Raw genomic sequence first — 19769 nt, 5'->3', positions numbered from 1 at the left:
TGGCATCGTCCCCCTCCGGGGTAGGCGGCAAGGCCGCTCAGGGGGAGTCATCTCAATGTTCGCCGCCCAGATAAGCGCGACGCACGGCGGGGCTGTTGCTGAGTTCTGTGGCCGAGCCTTCGCCCACAATGCGGCCCGTCTCCAGCAGATAGCCACGGTCGGCGATGGCCAAGCTCTGGCGCGCGTTCTGTTCCACCAGCAGCACGCCCATGCCCAGTGTCTTGATGCGCGCCAGGGCGGCGAACAGCTCTTTGCACATCAGCGGCGACAGGCCCAGCGAAGGCTCGTCCAGCAGCAGGATATCGGGCTGGCTCATGAGAGCGCGGCCCACGGCCACCATCTGCTGCTCGCCGCCGCTCATGGTGCGCACGGTTTGGGCCAGACGATCGCGCAGCTTGGGAAAGAGGGCGAAGACCTGCTCCAGATTGCTGGCCTCGTTGGCGCGTGCGCGCCGGGGCTGGGCTCCCAGCAGCAGGTTTTCCTTGACGCTGAGATCGCCGAACACGCCGCGCCCTTCGGGCACCAGGGCCAGGCCGGCTTGCACGATGGCATGCTGGGGCAACTGCATCAGCTCCTGGCCCGCCAGCTGGGCGCTGGCCCCGGCCTGGGGCGTGACCATGCCGCCCAGCGCCTTGAGCAGGCTGGACTTGCCTGCTCCGTTGGCGCCCAGCATGACGACCAGCTCGCCGGGCCGAACCTGGAGGCTGACCTGGTGCAGTGCCTCATGCTTGCCGTAGCTCACCGAGATATTGCGCACTTCAAGCATGGCTGGCCTCCGCTGACCGGTCTTCATCTGCACTCACTTCTTCTCCCAGATAGGCACGCACCACCTCGGGCTCTTTGAGCACCTGGGCCGTGGGGCCGTCGGCTATTTTCGTGCCCGCGTTCATCACCACGCAGCGGCTGCACAGCGCGTGTACGGCGTCCATCACATGTTCGACCATGAGAATCGTCAGCCCCGTGGCCTGCAACTGCCGGATCAGTGCAATGCCCTGCTGCAGCTCCGTGGGGTTCAGGCCTGCCAGCCATTCGTCGAGCAGCAGGATCTGCGGCTCCAGCGCCAGCGCGCGGGCCAGCTCCAGGCGCTTCTGGTTGATATAGGTAAGGTCGCCCGCGGGAGTATTCGCCAATTCGGCCAGACCTACCTGATTGAGCAGTTGCAGGGCACGCGCAGCGGCAGGTTTGCCAAACAGCGGCCGGGGCTTGAAGGACATGCCGGCAATGACGTTGTCGCTGCAGCTCATGGAGCCCAGCACCTTGACCAGCTGGAAGGTGCGTGCCACGCCAAGGCGGGCGATCTGGTGGCTTTTGAGCGTGTGGATGGGCTTGCCGTTGAATACGATCTCGCCGCCGTTGACGGGCAGGGCGCCCGAGATCAGATTCATGGCCGTGGTCTTGCCCGAGCCATTGGGGCCGAGCAGGCCCACGACCTCGCCCGGGTAGACGTCAAAGCTCAGTGCGTTGACGGCCACCAGGCCGCCGAAGCGTTTGGTGGCGCCGCGCACGGAAAGCAGGGTGGCGGTCTTCATGGCTGGTCTCCCTTGCTGGCCGCATTTCTGCCCAGCAGCCTGGCCAGCACGCCAGACAGGCCCTGGGGAATGAAGTACACGATCACGATGAATACCAGGCCCAGCAGAATCGAGAAATGGTTGGGGAAGTTGGCAGCCAGGTACTCGAACAGCAGCACCAGCGGCACGGCCCCCAGAATCGGGCCGAACAGTGCGCCGGCACCGCCGAGCAAGGCCATGATCAGGGTCTGGAATGAGACGGCGGGAGCAAAGGCAATGCTGGGGTCGATATAGGTCCAGCGCGGAGCCATGATGGCACCCGTGACGGTGATGAACACGGCGCTGAGGGCGAACAGCAGCAGCTTGGCCGTGGTGGTGTTGATGCCCACATGGGTGGCCACAGTCTCGTCCTCCCCGATCACGCGCAGCGCCAGGCCCAGGCGCGAGCGATTGATGAGGGCGCGCAGCGCCAGCACCAGGGCCAGCATGGCCAGCAGCTGCCAGTAGATATCGAGCTGGGTGATCTCCACGAATACATAGCGGCCCAGGTCCTTGGTGATGTTGACTTCCCACCAGGTGACGAGCTGCTTGACCAGCTCGGCCAGGCCGAAGCTGAAGATCACAAAGTACACGCCCGACAGCCGCAGCGTGGACAGGCCCACGATCAAGGCCATGATCAGGCCCACGCCGGCCGCAATGCCCAGCACGGCGGACCAGGGCAGGGATTCGCCGAACACGGCGGTGACATAGGCGCCCATGCCGAAGAAGGCGACGGTGGCCAGCGAGATATAGCGCGTCGGTCCCGAGAACAGCGCCCAGGCCGTGGCCAGCACGCAGTACATCAGGATGCTGATCATGAGCGAGAGGTAGTACTCGTCCGTCAGCCAGCGCGGCAGCAGGGCCAGACCGGTGATGGCGATGGCGCTGACGGCCCAGATCAGGATTTCCTTGCGATGGTTCGGATTCATCGTGCGGCCCTCCCGAACAAGCCCGTGGGCTTGAACAGCAGCACCAGCAGGAACACCGCGTAGTTGACGGCCAGCGTCAGGCCGGGGTCGACAAAGGAGGCGACCAGCGTCTCGGCAAAGCCCAGCAGCATGCCGGCGACCAGGCAACCCATGAGATTGCCCACGCCGCCCATGATGACGACGATCAGCGCCTTCATGGCAAACATGGTGCCCATGCCTGCCGAGAAGGGCAGAAACATGCTGACCAGCACGCCGCAGACTGCCACCAGTGCACCGCCCAGACCGTAGGCCAGGGCCGCCGTGCTGCGCACATTGATGCCGACCAGATGGGCGAACTGCGGTGCCACGGAGACGGCGCGCACCACGGCGCCGGCGCGGGTGCGCGTCAGCAGCAGGTACAGGCCGCCGCCCAGCACGACGGCAAAGCCCAGCACCAGCAGACGGTTGGCCGCGACCTTGCTGCCCAGGATCTCCACGGGTTCGGACAGATAGCTGTAGCTGTGATAGTCGCCGCCGAACATCACCAGCATGACGCCCTGGACGACGAACAGCATGCCGAAGGTGGCCAAAATTGAATCCACCTCCAGCGCCGGCCCGCCCTTGGCGCGGCGCACCAGCGGGGTCAGCAGCAGCTGATAAATCAGCCACTGGAGGATAAAGCCCAGCGGCAGCACCAGCAGCACCAGAAGCAGCGGTGAAATACCCCAGCTGCTCACCGCAAAAAAGGCCAGAAAGGCCGGTGCAATCAGAAACTCCCCATACGAGAGATTCATGATGCGCGCCACGCCATACTGCAGCGTCAGCCCCATGGCCACCAGGCCGTAGAGCCCGCCCAGCATGGCGCCAGCGAGAAGGATGTCTATTAAATTCATAGCGTATACCGCTGGTGATTCATTGTTCTTGTTATGAAATCAATGCAAAGTGAAAGCGAGACATGCGCAACCAGCTCTTGTTTTAATAGTTCTTGCGGAGCTGGGCACACTAGTGACCATGGGGTATCAGAGATGCCGAGCAAGAGCCGCCTCGCGGCGATGGCATCGTCCCCCTCCCATAGCGCGAAGCGCGTAGAGAGAGGGGGAAGGCGCGCAGCGCCTCAGGGGGTGCTTCTAGGGATCACCGCGGGCTTGACCCCCGCCCGGTTGGTCGGCGCAATCGCATTGAACTCGCCGTTTTGCCACTGGCCCACATGCCAGAGCTTGGTCAGTTGCTGGCCTTCAAGCTTGACGGGGCCGAGCACGGTCTCGAAGCTGCCGCTCTTGAGCTCCTGGGTCACGGCGGCGCGATCGATCTTGCCCACGCGCTCGATGGCCTGCTGCAGCATCTGTAGCGAGGTGTAGACGATGGGGCTGGCAAAGCGGTCCGATTCCTGGCCGGTCACCTCCTTGAAGCGCTTCAGATAGGCCTGCATCTGCGGGTTGCCGGCATCGATGCCGCCCGGCGCCATCACGCCTTCGGCCGCTGCGCCGAACTTGCCCTTGAACATGGGGAATTGCGTGCCTACGCCGGTGAACAGCACCTTGGGAGCCAGGCCCAGCGTTCTGGCCTGCTCGTTGATCAGCATGGTGTCGGGCGGGTAGGAGTAGGCCACGAAGGTGTCGGCACCCTTGCCCTTGGCCTCGTTGATGATGGGCGTCATGTCCTGCGTGCCGATCGGATAGCTCTTGTCGTAGACCAGCTCGAAGCCATGCTGCTTGGCGGCCTTGCGCGTGGCATTGGCCAACTCGACGCCAAAGCCGTCGGCAATGTTGATCATGGCGATCTTGTTGTTGATCTTGCCGTCCTTCTTGGCCTTTTCCAGCATGGCGACCAGGCCCTCGGCATATTCTCCCCCCGTGCCCAGGAAGAAGAAGGCATGCTTCCAGCGCTTGGCCAGATCGGGGGCCTTGTCGGTCACCGAGGTGGCGGCCAGCAGCGGGTATTTGTGCTTTTCGTAGGTGGGCCCCACAGCCAGGTTGGAGCCCGTGCCCCAGGGCGGCAGCACGAAGTCGACCTTGTCCTGGGTGATCAGGCGCTCGGTGGCGCGCACGGCCTCCTCGGTGCTGGAGCGGTCGTCGTATTCGATGACCTCGATGGGCACGCGCTTGTTATAGGCCTTGAGCATGATGCCGCCGGCATCGTTGATCTCCTTGACCCAGAGCTTGTAGTTGGGCGCCGTGGTCACGGAGGTGCCGCCCGCGTTGACGCCCGTCTTGGCAATTGCCCAGCCGATGCGGATGGACTTGGGCGCTTCCTGGGCCAGTGCCGTGCCGCACAGGCCCGCCAGTGCGGTGGCCGCGACCAGGCTCTTGAGAACAAAACGCTTGTCGGCGAATGTCATGCTTGTCTCCTTTTTGATGGACGGGTGTCCGGGTTCTTCGGCCATCGTAGGAAAGTGCGGCGACAGGTGTTTGTCTGGGCGTGCATTGCGTCTTGTCTGAGCATGCAAGTGTCTGTGGGTAAACACTGATTTCCCTGCGAGGCGCCGGTTTTGCCCGGACCCGGGGCCGGGTCGCTATGGATAATGAAGCATCCTGTTACTTCTTCAGGAGCCCAGATGCGGCCAGACATTCCTGCCAACCAAGTGATCGAGAAGATGACCGAGATGCAAGGTGCTCAAGCCGTGGGCGCCTGGCAGCACTGGATGTCAACGCTCTATGGACTGGAGAGCGATGTCTATGGCGACCAGCATTTCTCGGCGCGACTGGGCACCTTCGAGCTGGGGCCGGTGGGCATGACCCGGATCGAGGCCAGTCGCCATCGCGTGCGACGCACATCGGCCAGCATGGCACGCCACAGCACCGACTTTCTCAAGATCGTGGCCCCCTGGCATGGCGAGGCCCGCGTCTGCCAGAACGGGCGCGAAGCCATGGCGCGCAGCGGCCAGTGGCTGATCTATGACACCACGCAGGAGTACGAGGTGCTCAACCCCGAGTGGTGCGAGCATCTGATCATCACCCTGCCCAAAAGCCGCTTCGAAGACCATGGCCGCGCCATCGATGCCCTCATGGGGCGCTATGTGGGCGGTAGCGAAGGCGTGTCCCGCATTGCGCTGGACATGATGCGCGGCACTTTTGCCGAATGCCGGGCCATGGGCCAGGGCCTGGCCCAGCATGTGACGGATTCCCTGCTGCAGCTGATCCAGCTGTCCCTGCTTGACGCCTGCGGCCGTGCGGCCTCGCTGAGCGCCAGCGAGCTGCTGCTGGGCCGCATCAAGGCCTATGTGCGTCAGCACCTGCGCGATCCGGCCCTGAGCGTCGATGCCGTGGCCACAGCGCTCAACTGCAGCAAGCGACATCTCTACAATGCCTTTGCCGATGAGCGGCTGTCCATCAGCCAGCATATCTGGGCCGAGCGCGTGGCCCTGTTCCAGCGCGAACTGCTCAGTCCTGCCAATCGCCACTGCACCTTGACGGAGCTGGCGCTGGCCAGCGGCTTTGCCAGCGGCGCGCATCTGAGCCGCCTGTTCAAGCAGCATACGGGGCAGACGCCGGCGCAGTTCAGGGCAGGCATGTTTGGCTCCAAATTGCTCAATTAAGAGTTAAACAAGCCTCAGGTTCAGATACTAAATACGCTGTAAGCTATCAATAAGGTAGCAATCCAAAAACAAAAAAGCCACCCGGCGTTTTCAAATCGGGTGGCTTTTTTGCGTGCTTGGCTGCGACCAAGAGCGTTGGATTGAGCATGCTCTGACTCAGTAATACCGAGCAAGGGCCGCCCCGCAGCGAAGGTATTGTCCCCCTCCCGCGCAGCGAGAGAGGGGGAAGCGGCAAAGCCGCTCAGGGGGAGCCTCAGATATCTATCCCGCACTTGCCCGGAGCCAGAATCCCATTGGGGTCCAGAGCACGCTTGATCTTACGCTCGATATCGCGCTTGACCGGACCGTAGCTCTGCGCCACGCGCTCCTGGAAGGCCGTGTTCACGCGGTACACGGCATAGCCTTCCTTTTCGAACTCGTCCAGCAGCTCGGCAAAGCAGGCGTTGGCACGCTTGGTTTCCTCTTCGTTGCTGCGGTCGTAGAGCACATCGATGACATGGTGCATATCGCGCCAGCCGACGATGAACTCGCCCACATAGTCCAGGCCATGCTTGTTGAGGATCTTCTTGGCCAGCGACTTCTGCTTGTCGCACTCGCTGCCGCGCGCCTGCGACACAGGGGCAAACCACATCGAGCCGCCACCCCCGCGCCAGTTGTACAGGCCGAATTCCTGCAGGTTGGGCACGCCCGACATGAGCTGGGCACGGTACTTGAAGGGCTGGGTGTCGCCAGCCATCTCTTCGGTGATCAAGCGGCCCTTGCCCAGCTTCTTGAGCGCGTCCTGCACGATCTTGAAGTTGACGTCGACCTGCTCCCTGGTGCCGTACAGCGCAGCGTAGACATTCCAGGCGCCCAGATGCTTGTCTTTCTGGATCTGCTTGAGGATGGCGTCGGGCGTATGGCCGGGCTCGGTGGTGTAGTCCGAGCGGCGGGTGTTGCAGGTGGATGCCTCCCACAGCACGCCGGCAATCACCACCGAATTGGGGATGACCTGGGCGATGCGCAGGGGGCGGATGAATTCCACGATTTCGGAGATATCGCTGTCTTCGTCGAACTGGATTTCCAGCGGCTTGAAGACCGGGGGCTTGGGCATCAGCCAGAAACCCATCTTGGTGCAGATGCCGTAGTTGGACTGGGTGAACATGCCGTCCAGCGTCGGGCCGTAACCCCATTTGAACACCTGCCAGGCCTTGTCGCCCTTGACGCCTCCCATGCCGGTGCGCAGCACATCGCCGTTGGCCATCACCACTTCCATGCCGCACTGCATCATGAAGTGTTCGCCATAAGGTGTGTAGCCCACGCCGCGGTCCATGGTGTTGCCCAGAGGACCGGCAATGGCCGAAGGTGCCGAGAACGACAGCATCAAGGGAATCTTGTTCTCTTCGAGGTAGTCGTAGAGCATCTGGTAGGTCACGCCAGGCTCAACCAGGGCCGTGCACAGTTCGGGGTCCACGTGGATGATCTTGTTCATCTTGCGCAGATCCAGCACCACCTGGCCGCGCTGGCCCGGTGCGGCCGAGCCGTAGCCGAAGTTGCGGCCGGTGGAGATGGTCCACACGGGCACCTTGTGCGCGTTGCAGATCTTGACGACCTCTTGCACCTGCTCCACGGTGGTGGCCGTCACCACGGCGGAAGGTGTGTGCTCTTCGGTAGGCACAGCCATCATCACCTTGGTGTAGGGACGAACCAGTTCGTCCTTGATCATCACATTGTCTTCGCCCAGGGCCTTCTTGAATTGGGCGATGGCCGCATCGAAGCTGCTCTCGCTCATGCCCTTGGGCAGGGCCATGTATTTGCTTGTCATGCTCTGCTTTCCTTGTTTCTTAGATTACGCAGCTAAAGGACACGCGGGCTTCCTTGCCTGCTGCCGCCGTGGTGGTGTTCATGACTTGACCGGACGCCAGCGACCGACCCAGCGCCTGGGCCCAGTCGGCGGCGGCGCCGTCCACGCGATGGTGTTCCACGGCCAGCACGCGGCCACCGCTGGAGCGAACCAGGTCCAGCACCAACGTGGCCGAGGCGTCATCAAGCAGACCCACCAGCAGGGTTTCCTGGCTGTCGGTCAGCAGCTCGCCCAATTGGTTGAATGCGGCGCTGTCCAGACCTTGAAGGCCGGTGTGCACCACGTTGCGGGAGGTGCTCTGAACACCGGCCGCAAAGGCCTTGTCCAGCGCGCTGGCGTGCATGGAGGAGGTCACGGCCAGCACCTCGGCAGAGCGTGTGGCTGCGCTGGCGGTGCGGCCTGCAGCGGAGGTGGCAGCCTGTGCCCAGCCTATGCCGGAGACAGCCAGACCTGCAGCGGTCAGACCTTTGAGAAGGGTGCGACGATCGGTTTGCATTGCATCGTCCTCCTTATTTCCTGGCTGGCTCGGCTGCCTTGGGGGCCTCTGTCCTGGACAGGTAGTTTGCCAAGTCTTCCAGCGTGGCGTCGTCGATATCGGTCACGCGAAAGGATGGCATGGCGTTCATGCCGTTGCGCGCAATGATCACGTAGGTCGCGGGCGGAAAGCCTCGCCCCTTGATGACGGGGCCTATGCCGGCTTCATGGCATTTGGCGCAGGATTTTTCGTAGAAGCGCTGGCCGGGGCCAATGTTGTGAGAGTCCGCAGCCGAGGCGGCGAGGCTGAGGCCAGACAGCAGGGCTGCCATGGCCAGTTGGGAGGCATGTTTCAACGTGGGTCTCCGGTGGTTCTGTGGGTCGGCAGACACAAGGCGCGGGTTGGGGCCCGCGCCTTGCCCATGCGGGCGCTGCACCTGAGGTCTTTGCCTCATGGCCCAGTGCCCGCGATGGAGGTTTCAAGCGAGGACAGGAGTCATGCCTGCCGGCTACGACTGCTGTCCTGGACGCTTTAGAAGGGGTAGTGACGTGCGGTGGTCTGCATGGTGATCCAGCGGGTGTCGGTAAAGGCATCGATACCGGCCTGGCCGCCAAAGTGGCCGTAGCCCGAGTTCTTCACGCCGCCGAAAGGCATCTGTGCCTCGTCGTGCACGGTGGGGCCGTTGACATGACAGATGCCCGCTTCGATGCGACCGGCCACGCGCCAGCCGCGCGCTGTGTCCCTGGTGTAGACGGCGGAAGACAGGCCGAACTCGTTGTCGTTGGCCATGACGATGGCCTGCTCTTCGCCACGCACGCGCACGATGGCTTTTACCGGGGCAAAGGTCTCTTCACGGAAGATTCGCATCTCGGGAGTCACGCCGTCTATCAGCGTGGCGGCCATCAAGGTGTCGCTGGCCTTGCCGCCGCAAAGAATCCTGGCACCCTTGGTCACGGCGTCGTCGATGAGCTCGTTGACGCGGTTCACGGTGTTCATGTCCACGACTGAGCCCAGCACCACAGGGCCTTTGCGGGGGTCGCCCAGAGGCAGGGTTGTGGCGCGGCCCACCAGCTTGGCGATGAATTCCTCGGCCACGGCCTCGTCCACGATGATGCGCTCGGTGGACATGCATATCTGGCCCGAGTTGGCGAAGGCGCCAAAGGTGCAGCCGGCCACCGCGGAGTCGATGTCGGCATCGTCGAGCACCAGAAACGGGGCCTTGCCGCCCAGCTCCAGGATGACGGGCTTGAGGTATTTGGCGCAGGTCTGGCCGATGATGCGGCCCACGCGCGTGGAGCCGGTGAAGTTCACGCGGCGTACGGCGGGGTGGGCCACCATGGCCTCGACCACTGTGCCGGCGTCTTCGGGCGCATTGGTCACGAAGTTCACCACACCAGGCGGCAGGCCGCCTTCCTGCAGCGCTTCGATGATCAGGCCGTGCGTGGCGGGACACAGCTCCGAGCCCTTGAGGATCACGGTGTTGCCGCAGGCCAGGGGCGTGGCAATGGCGCGCACGGCCAAGATGATGGGGGCATTCCAGGGGGCGATGCCCAGCACCACGCCGGCGGGCTGGCGCACGGCCATGGCCATGCTGCCGGGGATATCCGAAGGAATCAGCTGGCCGTTGATCTGGGTGGTCAGCGACGCGGCTTCGAGAAACATATTGGCGGCCAGATGCACATTGAAGCCGGCCCAGATGCCGGAGGCGCCGGTTTCTGCCGCCATGGCTGCGGCAAAGGCTTCGGCCTTGGCCTCCAGGGCCTGCGAGGCCTTCATCAGCATCAGCCTGCGTTCTGTGGGGCCCAGGGCCGCCCAGGCAGGGAAGGCCGCCTGAGCGGCTTCCACGGCACGCACGGCGTCGGCTGTTGTGGCGGCCGGGGCACGCGTGGCGACCGATCCGTCCAGAGGGTTTCTGCGCTCGAAAGTGGCGCCATTGCTGGCCTGTGCGGTCTGACCGCCGATGAGCATGCTTTGTTCAATCATCTTCGCTTCCTTCGCTACCAAGGTCGCGTGACCGCGGTCACTGCTTGTTGCTGCAAGTTGAAAAAAGTGGGAGCTGGTGCCGTTGCACAAGGCTTGTGTCACCGGGCTTGTCTCCCCCCCTTTTGTGGTGTTTCGCCTGACACTGGCGTGTGAGTGATCGTAGGAAAAGCCTTGGCAAGATGCTGTGCGCAATGTGCACAAACCGTTTGACGAATCGTGCACGCAACCTAGGGTTTGCACTAGTTTGAATGCAGTGTGGGAGATTCTTTCCGGCATGAGCACGAAAGTGCTCACTTACCGATAATTGCTGTACTTTGTCGGTACAGGCAGAGATAGATACAACGAGGAGTCAAGGCCCATGACCGCGCCCGTGGTACTGAGTACCGATGGTCTTCCCGAGAAGGAAACTGCACCAGCCTGGCAGGGCTGGATGGCGCAGTTGTTCTCGGGTCTGGATACGGATCTGTATGGCGACACCTGTTTTGACGGGCATCTGAGCGTGGCATACGCAGGCGATGTGATGCTCACCAAGCTGGATGCCGGGCGCCACCGCGTCATACGCGACAGCCACCGTCTGCGCGACAGCGAAGCGGCCTATCTCAAGATCGTGGCGCCCTGGAGCGGCCATGCCGAGGTGGAGCAGTACGGTAGCAAGGCCTGCGTGAGCAATGGCAGCTGGGCCATCTATGACACCTCGCAGCCCTATGTGGTGGCCAATCCCCGGCACACGGAGCACCTGATCATGATGGTGCCCAAACAGAGCATTGCCGAGCGAGGCCTGCGTCTGGAAAATCTCATGGGTCGATCGGTGGGGGGCAGCGCCGGCATTGCGCGCATTGCTCTGCAGACGATGCGCAGCACTTACCAGGAACTGGACAATATGACGGCACCGCTGGCGCGCCGCGCCGGGGAGTTGCTGGTGGATATGGTGCATCTGTCCCTGCAGGCCCTTGGCGGGCAGGCCACGGCGGTGACGCAGAAGCAGGCCCTGTACGACCGCATCTGCGAGCATGTGGCCAGCCATGTGCGCGACCCCGGGTTGTCGGTCGATCAGGTGGCCGAAGCACTCAATTGCAGCCGTCGGCATCTGCACAACGCCTTTGCGGGGCGAGACCAGTCGCTGGGCGGCTTCATCCAGCAGAGCCGACTGGAGCTTTGCATGCGGGAGCTGCATTCCCCGGCGCTCGCGCACCGCACCATTACAGACATTGCCATGGGCTGTGGTTTTGGCAACAGCGCGCACTTCAGCCGGGCCTTCAAGGCCTATGCCGGCATGTCGCCGTCCGAGTTCAGAGCGCTCGGTCATTGATCTGTGCCGACCAGCGTTTTCGAGGCCTATAGGACAATGCAGGCCGTTGCTTAGAAAGCAGGACTGTATTCATGGACATCAATACGCCGCTCACCCTGCTGGGTGGGCTCACCGCCTCTCAATTCATGCGCAAGCATTGGCATAAAAAGCCTTTGCTGGTGCGCCAGGCCATCCCCGGCTTCAAGGCCCCGATTCCGCGTGCTCGCCTGCTGGCCATGGCGGGCGAGGATGGCGTGGAGTCGCGCCTGATCCAGCAGCTCGAAGGCGACAACTGGAAGCTCAGCCACGGCCCGCTGTCCCGTCGCAGCCTGCCTGCATTGACCAAGCCGGGCTGGACCGTGCTGGTGCAGGGCGTGGACATGCATGACGCCAAGGCGCATGAGTTGCTGCAGCAATTCCGCTTTGTGCCCGAGGCGCGCCTCGATGATCTGATGATCAGCTTTGCCACCGATCAAGGGGGCGTAGGCCCGCATTTCGACAGCTATGACGTGTTTTTGCTGCAGGCCCAGGGCAGGCGCCGCTGGCGCATCGGTCGTCAAAAAGACCTGTCTCTGCAGCAGGGCAAGCCGCTGAAGATTCTCTCCAATTTCGAGCCCGAGGAAGAGTTTGTTCTGGAGCCCGGCGACATGCTGTATCTGCCGCCCAAATGGGCGCATGACGGAGTGGCAGAAGGTGAATGCATGACGTATTCGATAGGCTTTCGCTCGCCCGATCGCAGCGAGCTGGGTCGCGAGTTGCTGCTGCGCATGTCGGACGAGCCCGACGAGCCCGAAACTCCGGTCATTTATCGCGACCCCAAACAGGAGGCCGTGAGCAACCCGGCGCTGATTCCTGAAGGCATGTATGACTTTGCCCGCGAGGCACTGAAGAAGGCCATGGCCGAGCCGCTGGCGCTGGAGCGTGCGCTGGGCGAGTACCTGAGCGACCCCAAGCCCAATGTCTGGTTCGAGCATGGCGATGAAAACGGCATGTTCGAGAGCGTGGTGCTGGATCGCCGCACACGCATGATGTATGACGCCAAGCACATCTTCATCAATGGCGAAAGCTATCTGGCTGGCGGCCGCGATGCCACCTTGATGCGCAAGCTGGCAGACAGCCGAGCCCTGTCGCGCAAGGATCTGGCAACTGCCAGCGATGACGCGCTGGAGTTGCTGTCGTCGTGGTTTGATGCTGGCTGGGTTCGCTCCGGCGACTGAAACAGGGTGGACTTGTAACAGCGATCGTGCTAACTTACGGGTTTGTCCTCTGTGGCTCCTGTTGATTTCGCAGGCTTTGTGTAGGTTATGTAAATCTTTATCAAAGCTTTGTCAGGGATTTGACAGGAATAAATTTATGCTCCACAGTGTGGCTCAAGGCAAGCGTGGGCTTGCCCGGTAAATGAGAACGCACCGATTTGTGCAGAATTGTTTGGTTGCTGTCAGTGTTAGTCAGCAATGGGCAAAACTACCTATAATGCGGGCTGAGTCGAATTTATCGTTTGACCTGATCTGCCAGAGCGATCAATAGCTGCAAAAGGCTGACCGTAATGGCAATCTGCATACCGTCTGCTGAACCTACCATTTAGGAAACTGTCATGAAGAACTCTCTGATTCTGGCTACCGTGATCGCTGCTGCTGCTCTGGCTGCTTGCGGCAAGAAGGAAGAAGCTCCTGCTGCTCCCGCACCTGCTGTGGAAGCTCCTGCTGCTCCCGCTCCTGCTGCTGAAGCTCCTGCTGCTCCCGCCGCTGACGCTGCTGCTCCTGCCGCTGACGCTCCTGCTGCCCCCGCCGCTGACGCTCCTGCTGCTCCTGCCGCTGACGCTCCTGCTGCTCCCGCCGCTGAAGCTCCTGCTGCCAAGTAATTCGCTGCATCAGCCAGCTTGAGGCCCAGGCCTCAAGCATAAAAAAACCGCACTCAGGTGCGGTTTTTTTACGTCTGGATTTCGCAGCGGATTTTCGAGCTGCGGATGCTTGCCGGCATATAAGGTCTGCACCTGTAATCTGCACTTGGGCGGATTTTGGCGGGCAAGCGCACGCCATGAGCGGCAGCCCCCAAGCCGAAGTTCGATTCGTTAGGACATGAAAAAAGCCACCAGAGCTGAGTTTGGTGGCTTTTGTATGGGGTGCAGCGCTCTTTACTTCAGATCATCGGTGATGATGCGCACGATACGCTGGCCGTTGGCGGAGCTGTCCGGCTGGCCTTGCTCATTGAGCACGCTGACCTGGGACTTGTTGCCGTCACCCTTGACCTGGATCTGATACTTCTGAGGCGCGGCAGCTTCCTTGCCCTGGCTGAAGATCTTGCTGAAGAAGCCCTTGGACTCAGGCTTGGCGTTCGGGTCCACGTAGCGCACATAGTAGAGGCCGCGGCTGCGGTCGCGGTCTTCCACGGTGAAGCCGGTGCGGTCCAGCGCCACGCCAACGCGGCGCCATGCGCGCTCAAAGCCTTCTTCCAGCTGCAGCGTGGGCACGCCGTTGATGGTGTCCATGCGTGCGCCGGTCGAGGTGGTGGCTGCAGACTTGTCCGCCTTGGCGACGGCAGAGGCCTGCTCTTCGCTCACGCCCAGCTTGACCATGATGCGGCGCAGGAATTCGGTTTCCAGTTCGGGGTCGCGAGGACGTGGTTGCCAGATGGTGTTGTCCTTGCGCTCGCTGGTGTAGACCTCCTGCATGCCACGGTGGGTGACATAGATGCGGGTCTTGCCATCGGGTTCGCGCTCCAGGCGGGTGCGGAATTTGTCGCGCTCGCTGGTGGAATAGAGCGAATCGAACACCTTGCCCAGGCTTTTGCGGATGATGTCCTGAGGCAGCTTGGCGCGGTTTTCGGCCCAGTCGGTCTCGAGAATGCCCAGCTGGCGGTCTTCCATCGAGTAGATGAAGCCGTTTTCCAGCCAGAAGTCGCGAGTGGGCTCCCAGAGCTTGTCGGCTGCACGATCAACCACGAGCCAATGCTCGGCACCGTCGCGCTCGATGCGGACGTCGCCAATCTTGTTGGCCGCGGTGTTGTTGTCGGCAGGCTTGGCGGCCTTGGCATTGGCCTGCATGGCAGCAGCGGATACCACGCCACCAGGGACGGTATAGCGCGAGTCTTGCGACAGCTGCGTCAGATCCGGAGGGACTTCAAGAGAGGGAGCTTGATTCTTGCCCGCGCTCTTGTAGTCGATCTTGGTCTCTTGGAACGTGGTCGTGCAGGCAGACAGGCCCAGCGCGATGCTGAGCAGGCTCAAACGTGCTGTTTGTTGTTTCACGCGGATTGTCCTTGGGTAGCGTTCAAGCTATGTGCGAAAAACCGCTAGCTTAGCGCAACTCGATCAGAGTACGCCAACTTTACGCAGAGCATCCTCAACAACTGCTTCGCATTGCTCGCTCAGCGGCGTCATGGGCAGGCGCATGGCGGGGCCGCACAAACCCATGCGGGCTGCTGCCCATTTCACGGGAATGGGATTGGCTTCCACAAACAGGCTCTTGTGCAGGGGCATGAGCTTGAACTGGATTTCCATGGCGCGCTTGGTATCGCCGGCCATGGCGGCCTTGCACAGCTCGCTCATCAGGCGAGGAGCGACGTTGGCCGTCACGCTGATATTGCCGTGGCCGCCGCACAGCATCAGTGCCACGGCGGTGGGGTCGTCACCGGAGTAGACGCCGAAGCCGGCAGGCACGTCGCGGATCAGCCATTGGGCACGCTCGATGTTGCCGGTGGCTTCCTTGATGCCGATGATGCCGGGGATCTGGGCCAGGCGCAGCACGGTGTCGTGCTGCATGTCCGCAACCGAGCGGCCGGGCACGTTGTACAGGACCACGGGCAGGTCGCCAGTGGCTTCGGCGATGGCCTTGAAGTGCTGGTACTGGCCTTCCTGTGTGGGCTTGTTGTAGTAGGGAACGACCTGCAGCTGGCTGTCGGCGCCCACCTTCTTGGCGTACTTGGCCAGCTCGATGGCTTCGTGCGTGCTGTTGGCACCGCAGCCGGCCATGATGGAGACGCGGCCGGCGGCCTGTTCCACGGCGACACGAATGATTTCGCAATGCTCTTCGACATTCACGGTGGGCGATTCACCGGTGGTGCCGACCACACCGATGCAGTTGGTGCCTTCGGCCACATGCCAGTCGATGAGTTTGCGCAGCGACGGGTAGTCGACGCTACCGTCTTCGAGCATGGGCGTAATGAGGGCAACAATGCTGCCAGTGAGAGCAACGGAGGGTGATGTCATATCCGCAATCAGAAAACGGTAAAAATGAATTCTACAAACAGGGACAGGGTGCAGGCAGTGGTTTGCGATCAACAGTGTCTAGCAAAACTCTGTTTTTGTCGAAGTGTTGTTGATAAATGACGAAATGACGAAATATTTAATTTATGTGCGTCATATTGTTCGTTGATCATGGCTTTGTTTCGGACGGCATGGCTGCAATCTGGCGGCTTTGCAAGTCTTGCTCAATGCGGTCCGGCCGTTTTCCTCAAAGCCTGCAGGCAGGCCCGGCGACCGTGGTTCCTGCCACGCTGGCATCGCTTCAGTTCGCGCTGTAGTTCCAGGCGCTGATATGGGCCTGCGCCAGCCGCTCCATGAAGTCCTCGGCATCTGCCGAGCGCACCACGGTCACGCGCAGGCTGTCGTCATCGGTGGCCAGCTTGATCAGGGCCAGCTGGCGGCCGGCCATATGCTCGGCCATATGCTCCAGGCCCGATTCAACACCGTCAGCGGGCGTGTCCCACTGCCAGTCATCGGTGCCGGGCAGCCAGTGCGTGTTCGCAATGCCGTCGGCATCCTTCCAGTCAAAGCGGGCGAACTGACCGGCAACGGCAAGCAGATGCACCCAGTACAGGGTCAGCGCGTTTTCACCAGCGGGCAGATGCATGACATCGGGGTCGATCTCGTCATCTTCGTCCCAGCCCATGTCGTCAGGATCAGGTGCCGCCACGCAGTCGCGCCATTGCTGCAGCAGTTCTGCGGTCCGGCTTTCGTCATTCAGGCAGAGGATGCGCGATATATCCTGCATCCAGGCCCCATCCTCTGCCTCTATCAGTTCCGCGCGGGTCATGGTCGTGGTTTCGGGGGTGTCGCCACCTAAGCCCTTGAACATGCCGCGCAGTGCGTTACGGTAGTCCTCCCAGGTTTCTCCGGTGCGGGTGATGCTGAAATCCTGGATGGAGAACATGACCAGTTCGGCCCCCGGCCCTTCGCCCACAAAGGTGAGCAGTTCATTTTTCTTCGGACTGCAGTTCAGCGGCGGGCACCAGATATCAGGGGCGGCCAGCAGCTTGCCTTTGGTGTTGAAGATGCGCGGCTCGCCTTTTTCGGTGATGGCCAGAAGCTTGCGACCGGGAAATACCTTGGGGGGCGAGCTGCTGAAGCCGCGCTCTATGGTCTTGAACTGACAGGGGATGATTTCCTGGCCGCGGATGTCAATCACGCCTTCGAGGATGCGGTGCTCCTGTTCGCCCTGCTCGTTGACAAAGGGTTCCCGGACGCAGGCGACGGCCAGTTCTGTCTTGGCGCTGAAGTCGTTGATGTGCTCATAGCGGCCCGCATCAAACACAGGGTGGCCGTCTGGCTTGAGCAGCAGCTGGCGCGAGTCGCCATAAGGGCCTTGTTCGGCACGGATGAATTCGTCCTGCTCCTCGTTGTAGTCGATGCTGCTGAGCCCTTCGTGCAGCAACGCGAGGCCGGGCAGGTTGCGCAGGTCCTGCATGTTTTCCTGCCTCGGTGATCTGCAGGCCATCACATGGGGCGTGACGGCATAGGCGTCGCGATAGCCCTCGGAGGGCGATACCAGCCAGATGCCGTTCAAATCCTTGATGCCGGACCTCGCGCCTTCGCCCGGCGTGGTCTCGGGATAGTGCACGCTCAGATGCTCGCCAGAGACAAAAGTCATGCTCGCGCCTTCCAGGGGGCGCTGAAGCCAGCGGCCATAGGGCGTGACCATGCCCACAGGCCAGTGGTCGCGCTCGGCTTCGTTCTGTGGCTTCAGGCCCGTGCGCGGGTGCAGTTTGGGCATGACGTAATAGCTTTCGGTCGCTTCGTCCCAGGCGCCATGGCGGCGCGGCTCGTAGTGATCGGCCAGCCAGGCGGGCCAGTCTTCTTCGCTTTGCTGCTCGATCACCTCGGTGCGTGCAATGACCGAATCGCTCCACCATCCCAGATGGGATTGCGGTGCCCGCTTCAAGGCCTGCAGGGATTCGGGCAGCTCGCCGCCGCTGCAGCTCCATTGCCGGCATAGCTCGCGCTGGGCCTGCAAAAAGGTCGTGAACTCCGCTTCGTCAAAGTCATGCGGACATAGCGTGGCGCAGTCCAGCAGCAGCCACTGGCGCGTGCTGGTGCTGATGGTGTGATCGATGTGCTGCCATTGCTTCTTGACGGAGTCGGGCCAATGCGCAGGGCTTTTTGCGGGCAATGGCTCAATCACGCTCCTCAGCCATTGCCAGCGGGCCCGGACCTGCTCCATGGGTGCGGCCAGGGCCGAGAGGCTTTGCTTGTCCTGGTAGGCGCTGCAGGGAACCAGTTCGGGCAGATGCCGCGCATCGCCCAGCAGCACGCTGAACAACAGCGGTGTGCTGCTGAACCATTCGGCCCAGCCGTCACAACTGCCGCCGGGCTCTGCGGGCCACTCTGTCGAGGCACTGGGGTGTTCGTCGTGGGCAAGCAGCAGGGCGTAGGCGGGCATGGCGGTCGGGCAGATGTGGATGCAGAAGAGGGGCGTCAGGCTTGAAGCAATGCGGCAGGCGCGGCCGGGCCATCGGGCCTGATGGCGGCAATGCGCTGCACCACGCGCTCGGGCTGGTGCAGCAGGCCGTGCTCGTAGGCGACGATGCTCCAGCCTGCGCAGACCTGCAGCAACTCGGCTGGCGCCAGCAGGAAGTCCGGGCGCGAGGGCTTGCCATAGGCCTCGTTGCCCTGGGCGAAGGTTTCGTAGAGCAGCACGCCGCCGGGCCTGACGCTGTTCAGAATCTGCGGCCACAGCGGACGCCACAGATAGTTGGTGACGACCACGCCATCAAAGCTGCGGCCCGTCAGCGGCCAGGCGTTGTTCTCGATGTCGGCGGTAATCGTCTCGGCGATATCCGCCACGGACCGGGTCGCTTCCGGCGCCTTGTCCACGCTGGTCAACGCGTGATTCAAGGCCGAGAGGAAACGGGTATGGCGGCCCATGCCGCAGGCCAGATCCAGTACAGAGCCCTGCGGGCGTAGCAGATGGGCAAAGCGGGCAATCCAGGCGGAGGGCGCCGGCGCGCAGTGGCTGGCGGCAATCGCAGGAATGGCGGCGGGTGTGGGAGGCTGGGTGTTGCTGGTCATCTTGCGAAAACTATAGCAGTGCCCGCAGCCAAATCCTCGCATGGCCCGTGCGTCGCTGCATCGGCAGCAGCTCGCGCCGGCTCAGTGCGGCTTCACATCGTCCTTGAGCGCGGCCAGGGCCATGTCTTCCACCATGCCAGGGGCGATCAGCTTGATGAAGCGGCCCAGCTTGCCCTTGCCCGTCATCACCACCTCGCGCTGGCGGCGCCTCATGCCGTCGAGTATGAGGCGCGCGCATTCGGCCACCGTCATCGCGCCGTCTTCCTTGAGGCCGCTGACGCCTGCGGCCTCGCCTCTGGCGTTGTAGCCGTGGTAGCGGATGCGCGTATCCACCACGCCGGGGTAGGCCGTGGTCACGCTCACGCCGGCGGGTTTGAGCTCGATGCGCAGGGCTTCGAAGAAGCCGGCCATGGCGAACTTGCTGGCGCTGTAGGCCGTGCGACCCGGCACGCCGATCAGACCGGCCAGCGAAGACACGGCGACGATGGAGCCCTGGCTGGCCTTGAGGTGCGGCAGCGCCGCATGGGTGCACCAGACGCTGCCCCAGAGGTTGATGCGCATCAGCCTCTCATACCAGCCCAGGTCTTGTGCGCTGACCTGTTCGAACAGCGCATGGGCCGAGATGCCGGCATTGTTGATCAGGGCGTCCAGCCCGCCAAACTGCTGCACGGCTGCGTCGATCAGCGCGCGGCACTGGGCCTCTTCGCTCACATCGGTGGGAACTGTCAGCACCTGCGCCCCCAGGGCCCGGCATTGCTCTGCCACGGCTTGCAGATTGCCGGCATTGCGCGCGGCCAGCGTCAGCTGCAGCCGGCTCTGATGGGTTTGTGCCAGCTGTCGGGCCATTTCGGCGCCTATGCCGTCCGAGGCTCCGGTGATGATGATGCGGGTCATGCTCTCTCCCG

18 protein-coding genes are annotated in these 19769 nt (G+C 62.6%); 4 read left to right on the top strand and 14 right to left on the bottom strand.

Features of this window, described 5'->3' with window-relative positions; translation table 11 throughout:
* Positions 1-52 precede the first annotated feature (52 nt).
* From ACWGXF_RS00325 to ACWGXF_RS00305, 5 genes are all read right to left on the bottom strand, one after another.
* Entirely contained in the window at positions 53-766 is a 714-nt protein-coding gene (locus ACWGXF_RS00325) for an ABC transporter ATP-binding protein (protein WP_256629923.1), read from the bottom strand.
* Positions 759-1529 (bottom strand): ABC transporter ATP-binding protein, encoded by a 771-nt coding sequence (locus ACWGXF_RS00320; protein ID WP_256629924.1) that lies wholly within the window; start codon positions 1527-1529, stop codon positions 759-761. Before ACWGXF_RS00320 ends, ACWGXF_RS00325 begins: the two co-directional genes overlap by 8 nt.
* Positions 1526-2476, bottom strand: a complete 951-nt coding sequence (locus tag ACWGXF_RS00315) for a branched-chain amino acid ABC transporter permease (RefSeq protein ID WP_256629925.1) — start codon at positions 2474-2476, stop codon at positions 1526-1528. Before ACWGXF_RS00315 ends, ACWGXF_RS00320 begins: the two co-directional genes overlap by 4 nt.
* Positions 2473-3348: a branched-chain amino acid ABC transporter permease gene (locus tag ACWGXF_RS00310; protein ID WP_256629926.1), complete on the bottom strand. Its 876-nt coding sequence runs from the start codon at positions 3346-3348 to the stop codon at positions 2473-2475. The genes ACWGXF_RS00315 and ACWGXF_RS00310 overlap by 4 nt, the downstream gene beginning before the upstream one ends.
* 221 nt (positions 3349-3569) lie before the next feature.
* Complete coding sequence (locus ACWGXF_RS00305) at positions 3570-4793, bottom strand: amino acid ABC transporter substrate-binding protein (RefSeq protein ID WP_256629927.1); 1224 nt, start codon at positions 4791-4793, stop codon at positions 3570-3572.
* A gap of 216 nt (positions 4794-5009) precedes the next feature.
* Between ACWGXF_RS00305 and ACWGXF_RS00300 the strand changes: the two genes are divergently transcribed.
* Positions 5010-5990, top strand: coding sequence for an AraC family transcriptional regulator (locus tag ACWGXF_RS00300; protein WP_256629928.1), 981 nt, complete (start codon positions 5010-5012; stop codon positions 5988-5990).
* 253 nt (positions 5991-6243) lie between these two features.
* On the opposite strand, the gene ACWGXF_RS00295 is transcribed toward ACWGXF_RS00300, so the two are convergent.
* The 4 genes from ACWGXF_RS00295 to ACWGXF_RS00280 all read right to left on the bottom strand — a co-directional run bounded on the left by ACWGXF_RS00295 (position 6244) and on the right by ACWGXF_RS00280 (position 10291).
* A complete protein-coding gene (locus tag ACWGXF_RS00295; RefSeq protein ID WP_003064558.1) occupies positions 6244-7794 on the bottom strand; it encodes an FAD-binding oxidoreductase in 1551 nt (516 codons plus the stop codon).
* A gap of 19 nt (positions 7795-7813) precedes the next feature.
* Positions 7814-8329 (bottom strand): hypothetical protein, encoded by a 516-nt coding sequence (locus ACWGXF_RS00290; protein WP_256629930.1) that lies wholly within the window; start codon positions 8327-8329, stop codon positions 7814-7816.
* Between the two features lie 13 nt (positions 8330-8342).
* The gene (locus ACWGXF_RS00285) at positions 8343-8663 is read right to left on the bottom strand and encodes a c-type cytochrome (protein WP_452101623.1); all 321 of its coding nucleotides are present in this window, start codon (positions 8661-8663) and stop codon (positions 8343-8345) included.
* A gap of 176 nt (positions 8664-8839) precedes the next feature.
* The gene (locus ACWGXF_RS00280) at positions 8840-10291 is read right to left on the bottom strand and encodes an aldehyde dehydrogenase (RefSeq protein WP_452101622.1); all 1452 of its coding nucleotides are present in this window, start codon (positions 10289-10291) and stop codon (positions 8840-8842) included.
* 358 nt (positions 10292-10649) lie between these two features.
* On the opposite strand from ACWGXF_RS00280, the gene ACWGXF_RS00275 reads away from it, so the two are divergent.
* The 3 genes from ACWGXF_RS00275 to ACWGXF_RS00265 all read left to right on the top strand — a co-directional run bounded on the left by ACWGXF_RS00275 (position 10650) and on the right by ACWGXF_RS00265 (position 13440).
* Positions 10650-11600 (top strand): AraC-like ligand-binding domain-containing protein, encoded by a 951-nt coding sequence (locus ACWGXF_RS00275; protein WP_039049899.1) that lies wholly within the window; start codon positions 10650-10652, stop codon positions 11598-11600.
* Between the two features lie 71 nt (positions 11601-11671).
* Entirely contained in the window at positions 11672-12796 is a 1125-nt protein-coding gene (locus tag ACWGXF_RS00270) for a JmjC domain-containing protein (RefSeq protein WP_012837381.1), read from the top strand.
* 377 nt (positions 12797-13173) lie between these two features.
* Positions 13174-13440, top strand: a complete 267-nt coding sequence (locus ACWGXF_RS00265; protein ID WP_034359978.1) for a hypothetical protein — start codon at positions 13174-13176, stop codon at positions 13438-13440.
* 273 nt (positions 13441-13713) lie between these two features.
* Here the strand turns inward: ACWGXF_RS00265 and bamC are convergent, their stop codons facing one another.
* The 5 genes from bamC to ACWGXF_RS00240 form a co-directional block, all read right to left on the bottom strand.
* Positions 13714-14826, bottom strand: coding sequence for an outer membrane protein assembly factor BamC (gene bamC, locus ACWGXF_RS00260; protein WP_039049897.1), 1113 nt, complete (start codon positions 14824-14826; stop codon positions 13714-13716).
* A 63-nt stretch (positions 14827-14889) separates the two neighbouring features.
* Entirely contained in the window at positions 14890-15786 is an 897-nt protein-coding gene (gene dapA / locus ACWGXF_RS00255; RefSeq protein WP_003064577.1) for a 4-hydroxy-tetrahydrodipicolinate synthase, read from the bottom strand.
* Between the two features lie 298 nt (positions 15787-16084).
* Positions 16085-18235: a DUF6630 family protein gene (locus ACWGXF_RS00250; protein ID WP_256629932.1), complete on the bottom strand. Its 2151-nt coding sequence runs from the start codon at positions 18233-18235 to the stop codon at positions 16085-16087.
* Between the two features lie 35 nt (positions 18236-18270).
* Positions 18271-18864, bottom strand: coding sequence for a class I SAM-dependent methyltransferase (locus ACWGXF_RS00245; RefSeq protein ID WP_370466538.1), 594 nt, complete (start codon positions 18862-18864; stop codon positions 18271-18273).
* 81 nt (positions 18865-18945) lie between these two features.
* Positions 18946-19758, bottom strand: coding sequence for an SDR family oxidoreductase (locus ACWGXF_RS00240; RefSeq protein WP_256629934.1), 813 nt, complete (start codon positions 19756-19758; stop codon positions 18946-18948).
* Between the last annotated feature and the right edge of the window lie 11 nt (positions 19759-19769).

It is taken from the genome of Comamonas sp. HJ-2, assembly GCF_053615495.1.
This window is presented reverse-complemented; position numbering and strand designations above follow the sequence as displayed.

Coding starts and splice junctions, on each gene's coding strand:
- ACWGXF_RS00325 (WP_256629923.1), bottom strand. CDS start 766: ATGCTTGAAGTGCGCAATATCTCGGTGAGCTACGGCAAGCATGAGGCA.
- ACWGXF_RS00320 (WP_256629924.1), bottom strand. CDS start 1,529: ATGAAGACCGCCACCCTGCTTTCCGTGCGCGGCGCCACCAAACGCTTC.
- ACWGXF_RS00315 (WP_256629925.1), bottom strand. CDS start 2,476: ATGAATCCGAACCATCGCAAGGAAATCCTGATCTGGGCCGTCAGCGCC.
- ACWGXF_RS00310 (WP_256629926.1), bottom strand. CDS start 3,348: ATGAATTTAATAGACATCCTTCTCGCTGGCGCCATGCTGGGCGGGCTC.
- ACWGXF_RS00305 (WP_256629927.1), bottom strand. CDS start 4,793: ATGACATTCGCCGACAAGCGTTTTGTTCTCAAGAGCCTGGTCGCGGCC.
- ACWGXF_RS00300 (WP_256629928.1), top strand. CDS start 5,010: ATGCGGCCAGACATTCCTGCCAACCAAGTGATCGAGAAGATGACCGAG.
- ACWGXF_RS00295 (WP_003064558.1), bottom strand. CDS start 7,794: ATGACAAGCAAATACATGGCCCTGCCCAAGGGCATGAGCGAGAGCAGC.
- ACWGXF_RS00290 (WP_256629930.1), bottom strand. CDS start 8,329: ATGCAAACCGATCGTCGCACCCTTCTCAAAGGTCTGACCGCTGCAGGT.
- ACWGXF_RS00280 (WP_452101622.1), bottom strand. CDS start 10,291: ATGATTGAACAAAGCATGCTCATCGGCGGTCAGACCGCACAGGCCAGC.
- ACWGXF_RS00275 (WP_039049899.1), top strand. CDS start 10,650: ATGACCGCGCCCGTGGTACTGAGTACCGATGGTCTTCCCGAGAAGGAA.
- ACWGXF_RS00270 (WP_012837381.1), top strand. CDS start 11,672: ATGGACATCAATACGCCGCTCACCCTGCTGGGTGGGCTCACCGCCTCT.
- ACWGXF_RS00265 (WP_034359978.1), top strand. CDS start 13,174: ATGAAGAACTCTCTGATTCTGGCTACCGTGATCGCTGCTGCTGCTCTG.
- dapA (WP_003064577.1), bottom strand. CDS start 15,786: ATGACATCACCCTCCGTTGCTCTCACTGGCAGCATTGTTGCCCTCATT.
- ACWGXF_RS00250 (WP_256629932.1), bottom strand. CDS start 18,235: ATGCCCGCCTACGCCCTGCTGCTTGCCCACGACGAACACCCCAGTGCC.
- ACWGXF_RS00245 (WP_370466538.1), bottom strand. CDS start 18,864: ATGACCAGCAACACCCAGCCTCCCACACCCGCCGCCATTCCTGCGATT.
- ACWGXF_RS00240 (WP_256629934.1), bottom strand. CDS start 19,758: ATGACCCGCATCATCATCACCGGAGCCTCGGACGGCATAGGCGCCGAA.